The sequence below is a fragment of the Affinundibacterium nitidum genome, assembly GCF_014284155.1.
Taxonomy (GTDB): Bacteria; Pseudomonadota; Gammaproteobacteria; order Burkholderiales; family Burkholderiaceae_D; genus Undibacterium; species Undibacterium nitidum.
This window is the reverse complement of record NZ_JACOFZ010000001.1, coordinates 762,545-776,952: the sequence shown is the minus strand read 5'-3', so window position 1 is coordinate 776,952 and position 14,408 is coordinate 762,545. Positions and strand designations below refer to the sequence as shown.

The window sequence follows — 14,408 nt, the reverse complement described above, 5'->3', positions numbered from 1 at the left end:
TGTTAACAGGTCCTAAAGCCGGAAGGCGTGTTATTCTCTGAAATTCCCCTTTATAATGAAGGCCCTTCCAGCGCAAGCTCAAGCAATTTAGGAGCCGCGCCTAGCCGTAAACCTAAGGCAATTACGTGCTGGAGAGTTGAAAGGGAAGTTAGTAATTCACGTCGACCGTGTCGACCACATCGATTTTGAGAAGAAGTGTGAAGATGATTTCTGAATTTGAACAGCTCGCTGATAAAGTCAGCCGCCTCGCGGAACTGACACAAACGCTACGCTCAGAAAACGCGGCATTGCGTCGTACGGCGGTGGAATTGGCGTCGGAAAACAAAGAATTGCGTGAACGTGTGCAAGAGGCACATGGACGAGTTGAAGCAATTTTGGCACAACTGCCTGAAGATGATGGAAAGGATGCAGCATGAGCGAAGCAAAATCGATACAGATTGACGTTAGCATCATGGGGCAGACTTATAAGCTTGCCTGTAAAGAAGGGGAAGATCGAGCTTTGCAGGAAGCGGCGTCTTATCTCGATGGAAAAATGTGTGGTATTCGCGATCAATCCAAAATTAAAGGCACAGACCGTATCGCAGTGATGGCGGCTTTAAGTATGGCGGCAGATTTATTATCAACCAAATCGCATGATGGCCCCATGTCTGGCCTTAGCTTGGGTGAAGTGAAGCAAAAAATTCAAGGCATGAATGATGTTATTGATCAAGCACTGACCCCACAAGAGAATCTATTTTAAATTCGGTTCACATTACTTAAAACAATCAATCCGCCTTGAAAAAATGATGAGTTTTTTCTGGGAAAGGAGTAAACTACAGTCTCCTACCGTGTTCGCCAGGCCATATATTCCTTGAACCATTTATGTGCATAGGCTGAGGAAATTGTTCAATGGCGTGAGCGTCGCTTATGTCCGATGAACCCGATTTGAACTGACCTTGACCAACTTGAACCGCCAGGTTCAGGATGCCGGCCAGCGGCACAGGTGGGAACTTATTCAGATAAAGAAGCACTCGTCGCGAAGGTGATGAGTGCTTTTTTATTTTTAGCGCTAATTTCGATTAACCTTTGCTTGCATCAATCAAGTTTTAGTTTACGACGAAAAGATGAATTATCTAGCCCATATTTACCTGGCGAGGCAAAGTGCTGACGCTCAGTTTGGTGCTTTGCTTGGAGACTTTGTCAAGCCCGGGCAAGATACGCATTTGGGGCTTGAAGTACAACGCGAGATCGTCCTTCATCGTAAAGTTGATAGCTTCACCGATGCGCATGTACTCAATTTAGAAGCGCGCAGACTTTTTCAAGATGGCCGTCGACGATATGCAGGCATATTGCTCGATGTTTTCTATGATCATGTGTTGGCTAAGCATTGGCATCATTATTCGGATCAACAATTTGAGCATTTTGTTCAGAGCTTTTATGCAGGTTTAATGCAAAGATCTGAATTCTTTCCCGATAACCTGCAATATGCTGCGCCAAAAATGGTGGAGCAAGACTGGATTAGTTCATATACAGAATTTGAGGGTGTACAAATCGCGATTCAACGCATGTCTCATCGTTTGAGTCGAAATGGTCATTTATTGAGAGATGGTTTACAAGACTTGGAATTGCACTATACCCAGTTAAGTGCTTTATTCTTTGAGTTCTTTCCGCAGCTCGAAAGTTTCGTTGAACGTGAGCGCCAGTTCTTGATATCGCGCCAGTGATAAGTGTTGTCTCAAGTGATCGAGGTTTAGTGAAAAAGACAAGCATAAGTATCAAAAATTTTGACTTCGCTAACCTCAGTTGAGGATTTCGGCTACACTTTGAAGATATATTAATGTTGGATTTTTTATGTCGACCACCTCTATTCGCACTGCGCCTGATCTGAAAACTGTTTTACTCGCGACTGGCTGCGTGCTGACCTTGGCCATGGGTGTCCGTCATGGATTCGGCTTTTGGTTACAACCTATCTCGCAAGGCAACAACTGGACACGTGAAACATTTTCGATGGCGATTGCTGTCCAAAATCTGATGTGGGGAGTGTTTGGCCCATTTGCTGGTATGGCAGCAGATAAGCTAGGCACGGCCAAAGTTATCGTGCTGGGTGCAGTTTTATATGCTTTGGGCTTGATTTGGATGGCCATGGCAACGCAGCCGGTTTTATTTATTGGCGGATCCGGCTTGTTGATTGGCGCTGCCTTGGCTTGTACTACGTTTGGCGCAGTCAGCGGAATTATCGGTCGCACCGCACCTGAGGCCAAACGTTCCTGGGCTTTTGGGATGTCTTCGGCGGCCAGTTCTTTTGGTCAGTTTGTGATGATGCCGGTCGATCAACAATTGATTCAACATGCAGGATGGCAAAACGCTCTGTATGTTTTGGCGATCGTTATTCTCGCGTTCATGTTGCCGATGGCTTGGCGCCTTCGCGAACCACCCGTAGTCGCAGCCACTGGTCCTCAACAAAGCACGATGGAGGCTGTGCGCGAGGCCTTTGGTCATAAGCCGTTCTTGCTGCTGTTAGCAGGTTATTTTGTATGTGGATTCCAACTCGTCTTTATTGGTGTGAATATGCCAGCGTATTTGAAAGACAAAGGAATTGTCGATCCTTCAGTTGCGGTGATTGCTTTATCACTGATTGGCTTATTCAATATTTTCGGTTCGTATTTTGCAGGCAAACTGGGAGGTATGTTCCCTAAGCGTTATTTGCTATCGTCGATTTATCTCTCACGTAGTATCGTGATCGCCTTATTTATTCTGGCACCATTGAGCCAATATAGTGTGTACGTCTTCGCAGCCGCAATGGGTTTATTGTGGCTCTCCACCGTACCATTAACGAATGGTGTGATCGCAGGTATTTTCGGCGTGAAGTATTTGTCGATGTTATCGGGCTTCGTATTCTTTTCACACCAACTCGGAAGTTTTATTGGCGCCTGGTTGGGCGGCTATATGTACACCAAGAACGGCAACTATGATGCTGTATGGATCATCGTAATTGGTCTCGGTTTATTCGCGACACTGATCAATTTACCGATTGATGAGAAGGCGATTGAGCGTGAACAGTCAACAGCTTCCACTGTTTAGCTGCGCTAGTGGCAAAGAAGGTGATGGGAACCAGTAAATGAAAATTTCAAAAGAAATAGCACTCATTCTCGCTTTCTTACTGTCTCTGATTATCGCGCTTTGGGCCTATTTTCAACCGGGGTTTTTGATGGATTTGGCGAACAAATTTGTTTTTTGTTAGTCTCTTTGACCTATTTTCTATCAAACAAAATTTTGCTTTATCGCTTTCAAACCGATTCCCTTGTGCGCGCACTCGCATGTAAAAATTGTCAATTTTTCCGAATCCCCCTACAATGCCATGATCATTTTCTTTCGTTACTTGAGAGAAGTTTTCATGGCTTTCGCCCTTAATTTGGGGGTGTGTTTTTGTGCTTTTGGAGAGTTGAAGCATGATCATCGGGATCGATTTAGGAACTACAAATAGTTTGGTGGCAATTTGGCGAGATGGGAAGGCGCAGTTAATTCCAAATAGTTTAGGTGAGATATTGACACCTTCGTGCGTCAGTCTCGATGAAGATGGCAGTATCCTAGTGGGGCGAGCCGCACGTGAGCGTTTGCAAACGCATCCTGAACGAACCGCTGCAGTATTCAAACGTTACATGGGAAGTGATAAGAAAATTCGCCTCGGTGATCGTGAATTTCGCGCTGAAGAATTGTCCTCCTTTGTTTTGAAGAGCCTTAAAGCCGATGCTGAAGCCTTCCTTGGCGAAACAGTGACGGAAGCTGTGATTACTGTTCCTGCTTATTTTTCTGATGCGCAACGCAAAGCGACCAAGGTGGCGGGGCAATTGGCTAACTTAAAAGTTGATCGTTTGGTGAATGAGCCAACAGCAGCGGCCTTAGCTTATGGTATGCATCAATTTAGTGATGAGTGCAAATTTTTAGTGTTCGATTTGGGTGGCGGTACTTTCGACGTTTCAATTCTCGAGATGTTTGATGGTGTGATGGAAGTGCGCGCTTCGGCTGGCGATAATTATTTGGGAGGGGAAGATATCACCAAGGTGATGGTCGACGCCTTTATCGATAAACATCAATTTCCATCCAAAATTAAGAATGATGCACGTTTTATGCAGCAGTTATTTGCCGCCGCTGAGAAAGCAAAACGTGATTTGACATCGTCTGACAGAACCTTGATGGAAGTGCAAACCACGGATCAGCTTTTACAATTAGAGTTTAACGAAGAATTGCTCAGTAAAATTACAGCACCGTTGATCAAACGTTTACGTGAGCCTGTTGAACGCGCTTTGCGCGACACAAATCTACGCAGTAATCAGCTCGATAGTATTGTACTGGCGGGCGGTGCAACTCGCATGCCTATCGTTAAACGATTGGTGACAATGATGTTTGGTCGGTTCCCTCAAAGTGAAATAAACCCCGATGAAGTGGTAGCGATGGGGGCCGCGGTGCAAGCGGGTTTGAAAATGAAAGACGCAGCACTCGACGAGGTGGTGATGACTGATGTTGCACCTTATTCTTTGGGCGTTGACACGACCATCATGCTGTCGGATAACAAGAGCGTTGGTGGACATTTCTCTCCCATCATCGAGCGCAATAGCACTGTGCCGGTGAGCCGAGTGAAACGATATTTCCCCCTCGAAGATAAGCAAGATAAATTGATCTTTAATATTTTTCAAGGCGAGTCACGCCTCGTTAAAGACAATATTTTTCTAGGGAAAATGGAATTCCCGTTAGATCCGTTGCCAAGTGAGGAGAATGGGGTTGACCTTCGTTTTACTTATGATGTGAATGGTTTGCTTGAGGTGCAAGCAACGGTGTTACGAACTCAAAAGAAACATGCTATGGTGATTCAAGGCAATCCTGGTTTGTTAAGTGACGAACAGATCGCGGCACGCTTTACTGAACTTGAAAAAATTAAGATGCACCCGCGTGACACTTTAGAAAATCGAACTTTGATGGCCCGTGCAGATCGTGTCTACCAACAACTGAAAGGCGATTCTCGCGCTTGGTTGACGGCGCAAATTGCAGAGTTCGAACGCGTTGTCGAAACTCAGAATGTGAAATTGATTACCCCTGCACAGAAGAAATTTTCTGAGATTCTTGATGAAATTGAACGTGATGTCGTTTTGCATCCTGACTTTACAGAATAAGGCGACGAGTGATGCAAGGCACGGAGTATATGCAAGAGATGCAGGATCTACCTTCTTTTTTTATTGACCAGCGACTTGAACAAAGTGCAGACGAGCGCACGATTAAGCGCGCCTATGCCAAGGCATTAAAACAAATTGATCAGGAAAACGATCTGACCGGTTTTCAAGATTTACGAGAATCATACGAGTATGCTTTGAGCTGGGCTCGTCATCGTGATTGGCTTGCCTTGCAAGAGTCTGAATCCCATGATCTGCCTGTGGTAGTTGCTCCAGAAGCCCCATTGTCAGGCACAAAAGCTGATGATGCTCCTATCGTTGATGAAACAATCCCGTCGAAAAATCAGGATGTACCTTCAGAACATATTGTCTCTTCCCCGATATTGCAGGGTAGTGTTGAACAAACGAATGGCAGCGCACCTGCTTTGATGAGTCTGAGTCTTGAGGAGCCAGAACAAGAATTTAAGGGTGAGCATACACAGTCTCAGTCTTTGATGTCATTGGATGGTGAGACAGCCGCAACAGAAAATTCGAGTGAGCTCGCAATTACAAATGCTGCTCATATTGATAAGGCCGCGACCAAAGTTGCGGTTGAGGACTTGCCACAATTGTCGGCACCGATCGATGTGGCGAAACAGGTAATGGAAGAGGTCTTGCAGAAGATTCAGACCTTAAATGATGAAAATGCCGATCTCGTTCCCTTGTTGCGGCAAGCCTTGGATGATGACCGACTAATCAATGTTGAAGCGGCAGATCTATTTGAGTGGCTGATGGCCAATCATGTGGCGCAAGGTTGGCAACCAGGAAATGGCAACTTGTTTGGTGCGACAGTCAAATCTTTTAAGTGGAATGAAGATAAGAGTCGTTTGTTACGTTTTGGTGAGCTCGGATATTATTTGGAACATGCCTTGGTCGAAATGAGCATGTTTAATCAGCAGGAACGTGGGCTAGCCGATCGACAAGTTCAGTTGATTCGTCGCGCAAGGGCAGCGACTTTACCGGATAAACATTTTTTGCGTGAGCATATACAATTTATCCATCACATGACCAGTTCTTTTCCTAATTGGTTAAATCTCGTGACAAGTTGGACCAACCTGCAAGCTTGGCGCGAACGTGCAGACGAACTAAAAATCGTTCCAGAAGCCGCGAAGGCAGTCAATACTAAGCCTGAAAAAGAGCCTTCTTCGTTTTCGCAGTATGGAGGCATTTGGTTCTTTGTTATTTTTGTCTTGTTGTCGATTGTTCGAGGCTGCGGAAATGAGAAAACACATTCACCATCGGTGCAGTCTTCTCCGTTCTCGCAAAGTGTCGGTGGCAAAACAGAAAAGCCAAAAGAGACCAATGCAGATCGTTTATTTTTGGCCGGTGAAGACGCTTATTTTGGACGCGATAATAAAGTTCAGAGTTTTAAAAATGCAGAGTCTGCTTGGTTGGCTGCTGCACAAACCGACCATCTTGATGCGATTGCGCATTTGGCCGATTTATATGCAGACCCGAAGACAGGTTTGGAGAATCCCGAACTCGCTCATCAATATCGTTTGAAGGCAGCAGAGCGGGGGAAAACGCGTATGTATTTTGGCGTGGCCAATGATTTTCTTATGGGACGTGGTGTAAAAAAAGATGAAAAACTTGCTTTTGAATGGACTCAAAAAGCAGTGGATAGTGGCGAGAAACAGGCCCTCAATAATCTTGGTTATCTGTATGAGCGTGGAAGTGGCGTGAAAAAAGACCCACTAAAAGCGCTGGAGTATTATGAAAGAGGTGCTGTTGCTGGAGAACCTGTGGCATTGCGACACGCTGGTATGAGCTATTTAACCGGTCAATTGGGTGGGATAAAAGATCTTGAAAAAGGGTATGCTTATTTGAAGAAGAGCGCGGATAAATCCTATGTTCGAGCACAATATGATCTTGGTTTAATCGCTGAGAAGGCTCTATATAAACAGCCTAAAGATTTGGAGCTTGCAGTTCAATGGTACGAACGAGCAATCAAACAAGGCAATGAAGACGCAAAGAAACGATTGCAAGCAATGTGTAAACTAAAGCAATACACGGCATGCTCACAAGTCAAACCGGTGTAGGCATCGAGATTGAGTTGGATCACGAAAAGGAAGCGCAGATATGAAGTATTGGTTGATGAAATCCGAACCCGATGATGTCAGTATCGACGATGCGATTCGTATCGGCGCAGCACCTTGGTTTGGCGTACGCAATTACCAAGCGCGTAATTTTATGCGAGATCAAATGCAGGTCGGCGATGGAGTCTTGTTTTACCATTCAAGTTGTGCCGAGCCAGGAATTGCAGGAATTGCGGAAGTCGCCAGTACTCCATATCCTGACGAAACTCAATTCGATGAAAAGAGTAAATACTTTGATCCTAAAGCGACCAGAGAGAATCCACGTTGGATCTTGGTCGATGTGAAAGGTGTACGTAAAACGAAGTTATTGAGCTTGACAGAAATGCGTACGCTGCCACAATTGGCGAGTATGGTGGTGTTGCAAAAAGGGAGTAGGCTCTCGATTACTCCTGTCACAGCAGAAGAATGGAAAGCCGTCCTTAAGCTACTCAGTTAGCTTGGCTTTAGATCGAGGTCGAATACTGTTGACGCAAGAGATTTTTTTGCACTTTACCCATAGCGTTGCGTGGTAACTCAGTCACGATGTGTATTTGCTTCGGTACCTTGAAGTTAGCAATCTGTGACTTTAAGCGCTGAATAATACTTGCACCGTCTAGCGTCTCAAATCGCTTCAAGACCACGACAGCGCACACGGCTTCTCCAAAGTCCGCATGTGGGATTCCAATTACCGCGCATTCGTCCACTTCAGGCATGTCATCGATGATAGATTCGATCTCTTTCGGATACACATTGTAGCCGCCCGAGATAATCAGATCTTTGCTGCGGCCGACGATGCTGAGATAGCCTTCTTCATCAAATCTACCGACATCACCCGTGCGGAAATAGCCATCTAAGGTAAATTCTTCTGCCGTCTTTTCCGGCATACGCCAATAGCCTTGAAAAACATTGGGACCATGCACTTCGATGCCGCCGATTTCTCCTTGCCGACAAGCTTTGCCATGTTCGTCAACCACTCGAACCGAAATACCTTCTAAAGCCATGCCTACCGTACCTGCTTTGCGTCTTCCGAGATAGGGATTCGATACCAACATGGTTGTCTCACTCATGCCGTAACGCTCCAAAATAGTATGGCCAGTGCGCTCGGCAAAAGCATGAAACGTTTCAGAAAGTAGCGGGGCTGAGCCTGAAATGAAGAGACGCATTGATTGGCAAATTTGCCGATTTAAATGAGCTTCTTGCAGCAAGCGTACATAGTAGGTCGGAACACCCATCATCACGGTCGCGCGTGGTAACTCTTGAATTACTCGTTCAGCGTCGAATTTGGCCAGAAAAATCATGCGGGCACCACTCATCAAAACCGCATGCGATGCAACAAATAAACCATGCACGTGAAACAGAGGGAGAGCATGAATCAAGACGTCATTTTCTTGCCAAGCCCAAGCGCGATGCAAGACTTTCGCATTGGAATAAAGATTGCCATGACTAAGCATCGCCCCTTTGCTGCGTCCAGTGGTTCCCGAGGTGTACAGAATTGCTGCTAGATCGTGCGAGTCACGATGTACGGTTTCAAACTCATCGGACATAGGAGTAGCACGGTCGAGTAAGCTGCCGCGATTGGCGCCTGCTGAAGTCGCATCTAAGGTGAATACAAATTTGGTATCAGCTTGAAAAGCAAGTTGAGATACCCAGCCGAAATGTTTAGGAGAGCAAACAACCACTTCTGGTTCTGCATCTTCAATAAAATATTGAATCTCTTGTCGTTGATAGGCGGTGTTTAAAGGCAGAAAGACGTAACCCGCTCGCAGTGTTGCGAGATATAAGATCAATGCCTCGGGTGACTTCTCCACCTGCACAGCGATTCTCGCGCCAGGACTGAGATTGAGACTGCTCAGCAGATTCGCGATTTTGGCGGAGGCCCGTTCTATATCGCGATATGAGTAGTAAGCTTGGTCTAAAGTTTCAATGCAGCAGCGCGATTGATCGGACGGAAAACCTTGTGCAAATAGCGCATAGAGATTGGCGTTCATGGTCATCTGATGTGAAGAAGAGCGATTTATGTTCCAGTGAACTCTGGTACTTTTTTAGCAAGAAAACCGAGTACACCTTCTTGATAGTCTCGAGTATTTAAGAAAGAAAAGGCTTCTAATTGCTCATCGTCGTTCAAACGCTCAGGTACGAAGCTCAAGCGACGGATAAATTTCTTGTTGAGACGAGCTGCTAATGGGGCACCCTCTGCAATACGTTTTGCGGTTTCTAATGCTTCAGCATGAACATCATCCGAGAGACGGTGCACTAAACCTTTTTGTTTGGCTTCGATGGCGTTTAGAATTCGTCCTTCGAGCAAGATTTCGAGTGCTGTGGCACGACCGACTAATCCGAGTAGACTTTGTAACTCTTTAGGGGCCAGAGGGAATCCTAGCTTATTGATAGGGATGCCGAAACGTGACGCTGGATCAGCAATTCGAATATCACTAGAAATGGCTATCTCCAATCCACCGCCGACGCAGACGCCTTGAATTGCAGCTACGACAGGATGTTGGCATTCACTAATCGCTTTAAGCGCGGCCGCGACAGTTTGGTTGTGGTACTTCATGCCGTCGGCGAGTGTATTGCGCACAGTGCTGAATTCTTCTACATCAGCGCCTGCAGCAAAATGTTTATCGGCGCCACGAATAATGATGCAACGCAGATCATCTCTTGCATTGAGTTCGATGAAATGCTGGGTGAGCGCATTCCACATTGCCATGTTTAAGGCATTCAACTTTCCAGGATTTGAAATTGTGACGTGAGCGATCACGCCTTCGATATCGCAGCGAATATTTTCCAAAACAGTCTCCACTTTGTTTATTGCGCTCGGCTTTGCCTTGCGCATTTTTTTTGATTTTGTTCAGCCGATTTAGGCTTTTTTCTTTTTGCTTTTTTTGTTGTTGGCACTCGGTGCTGGATTAGGGGTCACAGCTTTCGGTTCAAAGCTTCCGCGATACGCAAAAACCATCAATATGATTCCCACCACGATCATGGGGAATGACAACATTTGACCGGCAGAAATCGTGATACCCAAGATATCGACTTCATAGTCGGGCGTACGGAAATATTCGGTGAAGAAGCGGGCGCAGCCATACAGCGTGACATACAAAGCACCCACTGCCAGCGTGGGACGTCGCTTGGATGCAAACCACCACATGATAATTGCGACTAAAACACCATCGACTAAGGCTTGGTACAGTGGCGATGGATGCACAGGGTAAGGCACACCAGGCCAAATCATGGCCCACGGTAAGTCAGAGGAGGCGATGCGACCAGGGAGTTCATGATTAATGAAATTCCCCATACGGCCTGCTGCATACCCAAGCGGCACAAGTGGCGCAATAAAATCATAAACTACAGGCAGCGAAAGTTTTGCTTTGCGTGACCAAAGGTACATGGCCGCTAGTACACCGAGAAATCCACCATGGAAAGACATACCGCCGCGCCAGATCATCGGAATCTCAATAGGATGCGCTAGATAATATGACGCATTGTAGAAAAATACTTCCCCGAGACGACCGCCAATCACTACACCCAGGACTCCATAAAACAGCATGTCATCGATATGCTCTTTGGTCCAACCAAGGGCGCTAACATGTGGCAAACGCAGGCGCAAACGGCCCAGTAGCATGAACTGCGCGAATGCGACTAAGTACATGATGCCATACCAGTGAATTTTGATAAAGCCGAGATCCAAGGCTACCGGGTTAAAATTAGGATGTTCTAACATGTCATTGTTCTTCTAGTAAATTCAAAAAAGCCTGGAGTACAGGTGAGTTGTTATCCTTGCGCCAAGCAACACCGATTTCGACTGCTGCGTCGATGTCGCTCAAGTTCTGATAGTACACACCAGGTCGTTTGAGGTTCGATACCGATTGCGGCACCAAGGCTATCCCCATATCCGCCGATACCAGTGCAATAATCGTTTGCATCTGTATCGCTTCTTGAGAGATCTTGGGGGTCAAGCCTTGCTGCTGAAAGCAACTCAAAATGCAGTCATGAAAAGCAGGCGCAATTTTGCGGGGAAATAGTACTAATGGCAAATCTTTATAGCTACTGAGCTGGCTGGCAGATTTGCGTTTCCGTCTATGCTCTGCAATTGCCAGTATTAATGGTTCGATGCGTAAGCGACGATAGGTGATGATCGTACTCAAATTGTCCGGAATAGGGGGGATCAACAAGCCTACATCGATGAGCCCCTTTTCCAAGGCTAGCAGCTGCACATCTGAAGTCGCTTCTTGCAGCTCTATTTGGACTTGGGGATAAGCAGAACGGAATTGCTGCAAACTTGGTGGCAGTACACTGTAATCAGCGATCGAGACAAAGGCGAGTTTTAGTTGGCCTAGCTGACCCGCTGCTGCGCGTTGCGCCAATAAAGGTAAAGATTCGGTCTGTAACAGTAAGCGTTTTGCTTCAGGTAGTAAAGCAATGCCAGCGGGGGTGAGGCTGATCTGACGTGTGGTGCGATGGAACAACTCGACACCGAGTTGCGCTTCCAAGCCTTGAATTGCTTGGGACAAGGGTGGCTGAGTCATGTGCAAGCGCCGAGCTGCTTGTCCGAAATGAAGTTCTTCAGCGACCGCCACAAAATAGCGAAGCTGGCGGGTTTCTATGGACATCGTTTGCGTTTTCGGGATGGCTTATTGTCGGATGGCATTGATATGGAATATCTGAGCGGCCAACTATTTTCTCTTGAACTCGCGTTTTAATCTCTCTTTTTTCATCTTTTCGTGCAAAATATCTTCCGTCTTCTTGTCGAGACCTAGCGCACGTTCGATAAATTCGAACCAAAGAAAAGCGAGGAAAGCAAATCCATTCACCCACCACCAAGAAATTTGCTCCATAAAGCCAATTTCGGCGAACTTTAAACCGTAGATCAAAACTAAAATAATAATGAGTATCATCGCAAGTCGGAAGTGTTAAGTGGACGTAAAGTCGGAGTGATTTTGCGCTAAATTAGTTTCAGCACTCTGTCACTTCATCATAGGGACAATTCAAGCAGTGGTCAACCGCTCTCTGACGGGCGGTGACCCAGATTAAAGTAATCAAATGAAGGCTTTAATGGCTGGAATTGATTGGTTTATGGAAAGAAAGGCGCTAGAATAGGTTATCGCAAACTTACTTGGAGAACGCAATGAAAAAATCCCTCGTTTTAGCATTAGTCGCTATGAGTTTTTCCGGAGCAGCAATGGCAAACGCTGATCTTGCTAAGTCAAAGAACTGCTTAACTTGCCATAGTGTTGAAAATAAAGTCGTTGGTCCAGGCTTTAAAGAAGTGGCGAAGAAGTATGCAAGTGATAAGACTGCAGAGGCTAAGTTAGTACAAAAAGTACTCAAAGGCGGTAGTGGCGCATGGGGTGCCGTTCCAATGCCAGCCAATGCGCAAGTGAGCGAAGCTGAAGCCAAAACACTAGTTAAGTGGGTGTTAAGCTTGAAATAAACTGGATGAATTCAGAAAAGCCCGGCGTGTCCGGGCTTTTTTTATGGATGGACGGGAGGCTGATTTTTGCTTATGCTTTGGTCTGTTTTTTTCATCCCGAACAGCGCTCACTCAAAGTCAATCGCGTTAGATTACCCATGGCGAAATTCCACACTCTCGATAAGATCGATCGTAAGCTTCTTAATCTTTTACAAAAAGATAATCAAACGCCCACGCGTGTTCTCGCAGAAAAATTACATATTTCACAGCCAACTTGCTTGCGCCGTATTAAGGCACTGCGCGATGCTGGTGTGATTAGTGCCGATGTCTCAATGGTCGATCCGTTTTCAATTGGGTATGGCATGTTAGCTTTCCTTGAAATTTCATTGGCGAACCAATCGGATGAACATATGCGTGACTTTGAAGCATGCATGAGTCATGAACCTGAGGTCATGCAGTGTTATTTTGTCTCTGGCGAGATCGACTATTTCTTGGTGATACATGTGGTTGATATGGAAGCATATTACCAATTTGTACGGCGCGCCATTTCAGGGTCGGGTAACGTACGCCATTTTCATTCACGCTTTCCAATGAAGCGCGCTAAATTTACGACTCGCATTGCGTTCGACGAGAAAGCGCCCGAACTCTCAGTTCGAGTTTCTCGTAAATAGTTATCGTGTCCCTTTAACTTTCGCTAATTCTTGATTGACTGCGCGTGTTACCACTTCTTCGATGCTCTGTTTTAATCCTGCACGGATATCATCTGCAAGCTGATCAACCGCATTTTGCAAGACATCAGCAAGGCTATCGCTGACACGGTGTTCGAGTACGAAATCGATACGCGAGAGTACTTGCTTTAACACATTTTCGCGCACGGTCTGTTCCAACAAGTTCCAATCGTCACTACCCGGTTCGGGTGCCAGCGTGGCATCGCCTTCAGAAGATTTTGGGCTCGCTAGTCCATCCGACGTGTTCTCACGGATTAAAGCTTGCGGCGCAAGTGTAATGGGTGCAGGTGTGCGGAGAGTATTTGCTGGAATCGTTGTCGGTGGTGTGACTTTCTTTGGAGTCACAGGCTCCGCGCCAGGTGGCAGGATGACCTCGGTCAAAACAGGAATGCTAGAGTCAATTTGATCGTTCATGTTGTGCTTGCTACAGTATGTGTTGGTTGGACGCCGCTTTGTTGATATTGTTTAAAGCGTTGACGGCCCGCTTGTGCATCTTCGGTGTCACTTGAGACGATTTCGATAACGCGATTAAACTGTTCAAAGCTATCGGGGACTTCATTGCGTAAATTGATCAAAAGATCTCGATGTGGAATCGCATTCGATAAATGCGTAGTCAGCAGAATCGGCGTGACTGGAGCTAGTGCATCATTCAAGCTGACATGAGGTAAGAAGTCGGTCGTGGAAAATTGCCAAAGCTCCTCATCAAGTAGACGGAGCTGATCTTCGTCTTTGACAAGAATAATGATTTGGCAGTTCGCCGCCCGTGCCTTGCGCACAAGACGGCAGGTGTAGTTATATTTGTCGTTGACCTGACTATGAAAATCGACACGAGGCATGGCGTATTCAGTCTAAGATGTTGAAAAGCTCGATCAATTTAGAATCGAATATAATGATTTGGCAGTTCGCCGCCCGTGCCTTGCGCACAAGACGGCAGGTGTAGTTATATTTGTCGTTGACCTGACTATGAAAATCGACACGAGGCATGGCGTATTCAGTCTAAGATGTTGAAAAGCTC

At 46.0% G+C, this 14,408-nt stretch carries 16 protein-coding genes and 1 other RNA gene; 10 read left to right on the top strand and 7 right to left on the bottom strand.

Translation table 11 applies throughout. The annotated features are described in order from the left end of the window. The first annotated feature begins 203 nt into the window (after window positions 1-203). The 8 genes from H8K36_RS03395 (at window position 204) to H8K36_RS03360 (ending at window position 7,715) form a co-directional block, all read left to right on the top strand. Window positions 204-416 carry a DUF904 domain-containing protein gene (locus tag H8K36_RS03395; protein WP_186915078.1) on the top strand — a complete coding sequence of 71 codons (213 nt, stop codon included), beginning with the start codon at window positions 204-206 and terminating at the stop codon, window positions 414-416. Then, complete coding sequence (locus H8K36_RS03390; RefSeq protein WP_186915079.1) at window positions 413-739, top strand: cell division protein ZapA; 327 nt, start codon at window positions 413-415, stop codon at window positions 737-739. The genes H8K36_RS03395 and H8K36_RS03390 overlap by 4 nt, the downstream gene beginning before the upstream one ends. 77 nt (window positions 740-816) lie before the next feature. Continuing rightward, window positions 817-993, top strand: a non-coding RNA gene (gene ssrS, locus H8K36_RS03385) — 6S RNA. A 110-nt stretch (window positions 994-1,103) separates the two neighbouring features. Beyond that, window positions 1,104-1,703 carry an acyl carrier protein phosphodiesterase gene (locus tag H8K36_RS03380; protein WP_186915080.1) on the top strand — a complete coding sequence of 200 codons (600 nt, stop codon included), beginning with the start codon at window positions 1,104-1,106 and terminating at the stop codon, window positions 1,701-1,703. 127 nt (window positions 1,704-1,830) lie between these two features. After that, window positions 1,831-3,060 (top strand): MFS transporter, encoded by a 1,230-nt coding sequence (locus tag H8K36_RS03375; protein WP_186915081.1) that lies wholly within the window; start codon window positions 1,831-1,833, stop codon window positions 3,058-3,060. A gap of 368 nt (window positions 3,061-3,428) precedes the next feature. After that, window positions 3,429-5,147 carry a molecular chaperone HscC gene (locus H8K36_RS03370; RefSeq protein WP_186915082.1) on the top strand — a complete coding sequence of 573 codons (1,719 nt, stop codon included), beginning with the start codon at window positions 3,429-3,431 and terminating at the stop codon, window positions 5,145-5,147. Window positions 5,148-5,158: 11 nt separating this feature from the next. Then, a complete protein-coding gene (locus H8K36_RS03365) occupies window positions 5,159-7,222 on the top strand; it encodes a tetratricopeptide repeat protein (RefSeq protein WP_186915083.1) in 2,064 nt (687 codons plus the stop codon). A 40-nt stretch (window positions 7,223-7,262) separates the two neighbouring features. After that, window positions 7,263-7,715 carry an EVE domain-containing protein gene (locus tag H8K36_RS03360; protein WP_186915084.1) on the top strand — a complete coding sequence of 151 codons (453 nt, stop codon included), beginning with the start codon at window positions 7,263-7,265 and terminating at the stop codon, window positions 7,713-7,715. A 7-nt stretch (window positions 7,716-7,722) separates the two neighbouring features. Here H8K36_RS03360 and H8K36_RS03355 read toward each other — a convergent pair whose 3' ends face one another. The 5 genes from H8K36_RS03355 to H8K36_RS03335 form a co-directional block, all read right to left on the bottom strand. Next, window positions 7,723-9,246, bottom strand: a complete 1,524-nt coding sequence (locus H8K36_RS03355; RefSeq protein WP_186915085.1) for a malonate--CoA ligase — start codon at window positions 9,244-9,246, stop codon at window positions 7,723-7,725. Between the two features lie 26 nt (window positions 9,247-9,272). Further along, window positions 9,273-10,046 carry an enoyl-CoA hydratase/isomerase family protein gene (locus H8K36_RS03350; RefSeq protein WP_230404277.1) on the bottom strand — a complete coding sequence of 258 codons (774 nt, stop codon included), beginning with the start codon at window positions 10,044-10,046 and terminating at the stop codon, window positions 9,273-9,275. Between the two features lie 69 nt (window positions 10,047-10,115). Then, entirely contained in the window at window positions 10,116-10,976 is an 861-nt protein-coding gene (lgt, locus tag H8K36_RS03345) for a prolipoprotein diacylglyceryl transferase (RefSeq protein WP_186915087.1), read from the bottom strand. A 1-nt stretch (window position 10,977) separates the two neighbouring features. Then, window positions 10,978-11,865, bottom strand: a complete 888-nt coding sequence (locus tag H8K36_RS03340) for a LysR family transcriptional regulator (protein ID WP_186915088.1) — start codon at window positions 11,863-11,865, stop codon at window positions 10,978-10,980. A gap of 63 nt (window positions 11,866-11,928) precedes the next feature. Next, entirely contained in the window at window positions 11,929-12,150 is a 222-nt protein-coding gene (locus tag H8K36_RS03335; protein ID WP_186915089.1) for a TIGR04438 family Trp-rich protein, read from the bottom strand. 230 nt (window positions 12,151-12,380) lie between these two features. On the opposite strand from H8K36_RS03335, the gene H8K36_RS03330 reads away from it, so the two are divergent. Continuing rightward, window positions 12,381-12,686 carry a c-type cytochrome gene (locus H8K36_RS03330; RefSeq protein WP_186915090.1) on the top strand — a complete coding sequence of 102 codons (306 nt, stop codon included), beginning with the start codon at window positions 12,381-12,383 and terminating at the stop codon, window positions 12,684-12,686. A gap of 137 nt (window positions 12,687-12,823) precedes the next feature. Continuing rightward, the gene (locus tag H8K36_RS03325) at window positions 12,824-13,336 is read left to right on the top strand and encodes an Lrp/AsnC family transcriptional regulator (protein ID WP_186915091.1); all 513 of its coding nucleotides are present in this window, start codon (window positions 12,824-12,826) and stop codon (window positions 13,334-13,336) included. On the opposite strand, the gene H8K36_RS03320 is transcribed toward H8K36_RS03325, so the two are convergent. Then, window positions 13,337-13,807: a hypothetical protein gene (locus H8K36_RS03320; RefSeq protein ID WP_186915092.1), complete on the bottom strand. Its 471-nt coding sequence runs from the start codon at window positions 13,805-13,807 to the stop codon at window positions 13,337-13,339. It lies immediately after the preceding gene. Next, window positions 13,804-14,229 carry a DNA polymerase III subunit chi gene (locus H8K36_RS03315; RefSeq protein ID WP_186915093.1) on the bottom strand — a complete coding sequence of 142 codons (426 nt, stop codon included), beginning with the start codon at window positions 14,227-14,229 and terminating at the stop codon, window positions 13,804-13,806. Before H8K36_RS03315 ends, H8K36_RS03320 begins: the two co-directional genes overlap by 4 nt. Window positions 14,230-14,408 lie beyond the last annotated feature (179 nt).